The organism is uncultured Gimesia sp. (assembly GCF_937919775.1).
Lineage (GTDB): Bacteria > Planctomycetota > Planctomycetia > Planctomycetales > Planctomycetaceae > Gimesia.
The window spans coordinates 1-3,163 of the sequence record NZ_CALFPF010000407.1 but is presented as its reverse complement, the minus strand read 5'-3'; the positions used below and the strand labels follow the sequence as shown (position 1 = coordinate 3,163).

2 protein-coding genes and 1 tRNA gene are annotated in these 3,163 nt (G+C 45.2%); 2 read left to right on the top strand and 1 reads right to left on the bottom strand.

Translation table 11 applies throughout. The features are described from left to right. The first annotated feature begins 47 nt into the window (after window positions 1-47). Window positions 48-1,442, top strand: a complete 1,395-nt coding sequence (locus Q0294_RS11145; RefSeq protein ID WP_299464872.1) for a hypothetical protein — start codon at window positions 48-50, stop codon at window positions 1,440-1,442. A gap of 410 nt (window positions 1,443-1,852) precedes the next feature. Here the strand turns inward: Q0294_RS11145 and Q0294_RS11140 are convergent. Continuing rightward, a tRNA-Cys gene (locus Q0294_RS11140) sits at window positions 1,853-1,926 on the bottom strand. Window positions 1,927-2,432: 506 nt separating this feature from the next. Here Q0294_RS11140 and Q0294_RS11135 point away from each other — a divergent pair. Then, window positions 2,433-3,163 (top strand): hypothetical protein (locus tag Q0294_RS11135; RefSeq protein ID WP_299464869.1); only part of this gene is annotated, 731 nt, incomplete at its 3' end.

Below are 3,163 nucleotides of genomic sequence, written 5' to 3'. Positions count from 1 at the left end.
ACATGTCATTGGTCGGATTTCATTCTTTCAAGCGATTCTGAATCTCTATGAGCGATCGAATTCATTTCTGTATCAGTTCTTCGATTATTTGTTTAATGATCGGTCTTGTTTTCTGGTCTCAGTTACCATCCTCTTCTCAAGAAAACATTGCTCAGCTCTCAGTTTCGCTTGGGGACGCCGAGGTTACAATTCAGAGCTTTTTGGATTCGGAACAGGGATCGGCTGTTACTGTGCCCCGTCAGCCGCTTGGTGTTGATTCGGAGAAAGAGAAACACAAAAAATACATTCCATTAAACGTGGTGCCAGAACAAAATAAAAAACAAGTTCAAACAAGTAATTCAGTTCAGTCCGGTAGATCGATAGTTCACTCAGGTAAATCGATAGTTCAGTCCGGGCCTTCGGTTTCAAAACCGGGTGTGGTTTCCACACAGCTGAAGAGGCATTTACAGCAAACTGAAAATACCGCCAATGAACTGATTGGGCAGAGCTCAGATTCATTCGCAAGAGGATTGATCTCTCTGGTTGACTATAATCTTGCGTTAAATATTGCCTACGATACAAAAATCGAAGCTGCCGAAATTCGTCAAACTAAGCAGGCGAAATTGACGTTTTTGAATGAGAAGCAAAAATTGATTCAGCAAGCCGTTGACCAGTTAGAGCTTTTTAATCAACCTGCAGCACAGGGATGGTATGGAGACCTGGTTCACGCGAAATTGATCCTTTCACAAAATCAATATGAAATCGCCAGCGTGATCAAGGACCGCGATGATCAGCAGTTTGCATTAAAACAGATCTCAAAAAATTCAGAAGACTATTTCGCGATTCGTAAAGCCGAATTGCAAGTCGGTGAAGCTGATTTGTCTGAATATCGCAGGTCCGCAAGCTCAGTTTATATTGCGAATCAGGAACGCCATTTATTTTTCGGCGGCGACAAAAAAGATACGCAGAATCTTGTTGATTATGCTCGTAACCTGGATGGAATTAAATCAGAAGTTGATTGGTTGGCTTCTCACGGTGCAGGTTTGGGGAGGTCGGATTTGCTGAATCTCTCGAAAGCCCATTTGACTTATGTTCAAGGGAAATATTACCAGGAAAAGAATCAACCGAACGAGAGCCGGAATTTATTCACTGAAAGCATGGATCATGCTAAATCTGCATGGAATACGAGGATCAATACTTATTATCCCGTTGGGACAGCCAGTCTACATGACATAACAACGGCATGGATCATGTGGAAAGCATCAGAGACAAAGTATGTAGAGTTCGATCCCGCCAATTCGGCGCCTTTTGATAAGGAACTAAAAGCGGGGTTAGATCGCATGGTCAATACCGCTGACAGGATCAGCGATCGAAGAGGCCGAATGGCCAGTGATATCTCTCTTGTCCGGTGTTTAAAAAATTCTGAAATCTTAACGGAGCTCAAAGAACAGCAAATCAGATAAGAGTGGGAAAAATATTGTTTTTCCTGAGGTAGAAGCCTGACAGCATGTATGTTGTCAGGCTTTTTTTGTGAACAGCTCAGACGTATCTACTGAAGTGATGTAGTGCCCGGAAAGTTTGATTGCAGATCACTGGTTTCAGTCGATCAGCGTTTTGATTATCCAGGTGAAATCGCCAAATAAGTCGCCAGGCCGTTCCGTTTGCTGTGAACTGGCCTCAGCACGGCTTGATCTCACTCAAGGAAATCCTTGTATACATCCGAAAGGGGCAGCATTTCAGGTCCAGGGGGCTCAGGCTTAGATTTCCTGGGAGGCTCAACAGGGGCTGCTTCAAAGTAGATTTCAGACCAATTTTGCTTGGTTGGCTGTCTGGGAAAAAAACACCTCTGAAGACGAGGTGTTTTGAAGAAAAGAGGCGCCGCCCGGATTCGAACCGGGGAGTAACGGATTTGCAATCCGCCGCCTTAGACCACTTGGCTACGGCGCCCTGAGACTCATTGAGCAATAATAAACTCTTATCAGAGAGGAGTTTATTGTGTTGAGTCTATTTAATCAACAGAAGTGATAGAGTCATTATTCGACGCTTCTTCTTATGAATTTGACCGAATCCTAATAACCGATCGAAGTTAGGTCAAGCATAGAGCCAAAGATCGGAAATAATTTTGTAGTCTCCCCATCTTAACCCTGATGGCTGAGCGCGAACGGATCGGTCCAGTGAAAAAGTCTGGGAAAGGGGTAGTGGCTGAAAATAGCTTCTCTTCGACTAACCGCTCCAGTTTGGTGGTATTCTGGACTGAATCCGTGTAGCATCGATATCATATCCTTTCTGCTCTCTGACTTGAGGCAATGAAGGCAATGCAGGTTCACGAGACCTCTTTTTTCTCTTCCATCTTCAAGGTACCAAGAACCTCAGCTTGAAAGTAATCGGAACGTCGAGGAGAGCGATTGTCCGTTTCATCATTTCTACTTTAATTAAGACACACAGAAAAAAACATGACTGATCATACCGAACCGACATCAAAATTGACTGAAGACCAATTGATTGACCGTGCCCGGGAAGCATTAAGCGATAGTAGTTGGGTGATTGGTGAATGTGCAGCTCAATGGACAAAAAAATACGCGAAAGGGCGAACGGACGCCGATTTTGGAGCGATGGTTGGCCTGAGCGGCGATCAGGTTTATCAGCGCAGAAGAGTGTGGGAGACCTTCGGTGATGTCCGGGAGCAGTATTCCTGCCTTAAATGGTCACATTATTATATCGCCTTAACCTGGGACGATGCTCCGGAATGCCTGCAATGGGCAGAGGAAAATCAGGCTACTGTCGCCGAATTAAAAGCCTGGAGACGTGCGATCAATGGCGAAGATCTATCGATCTCCGAACCATTTGAAGAGTATCCTGCTGATGCTGAAGTCACGTTTCTTTCTGATGAACCAATTTCGGTAAAAGATCCATCCGAGTATGGGCAATCTGAACGGAACGGTTATGACTCCGCACGAGAGCTGTCAGATGCTCCTGCGACTGTAGGCGCGCATGCACGCGATGTGGGAGGTTCGGGTAATGAGTACAGTCCGTTTCGTTCCGGGGCAGCATCCCCTGCTCAGAAAGGTTCAGGATCAGAAGTCTCTGTAGTTGCAAAACCAGAGCTGACTCCCGAACAGGCAATCAAGCGTATTTGTACTGCTATGGAACGTAGCTATCAGTTGTTAACGTCTGATGTTCAATC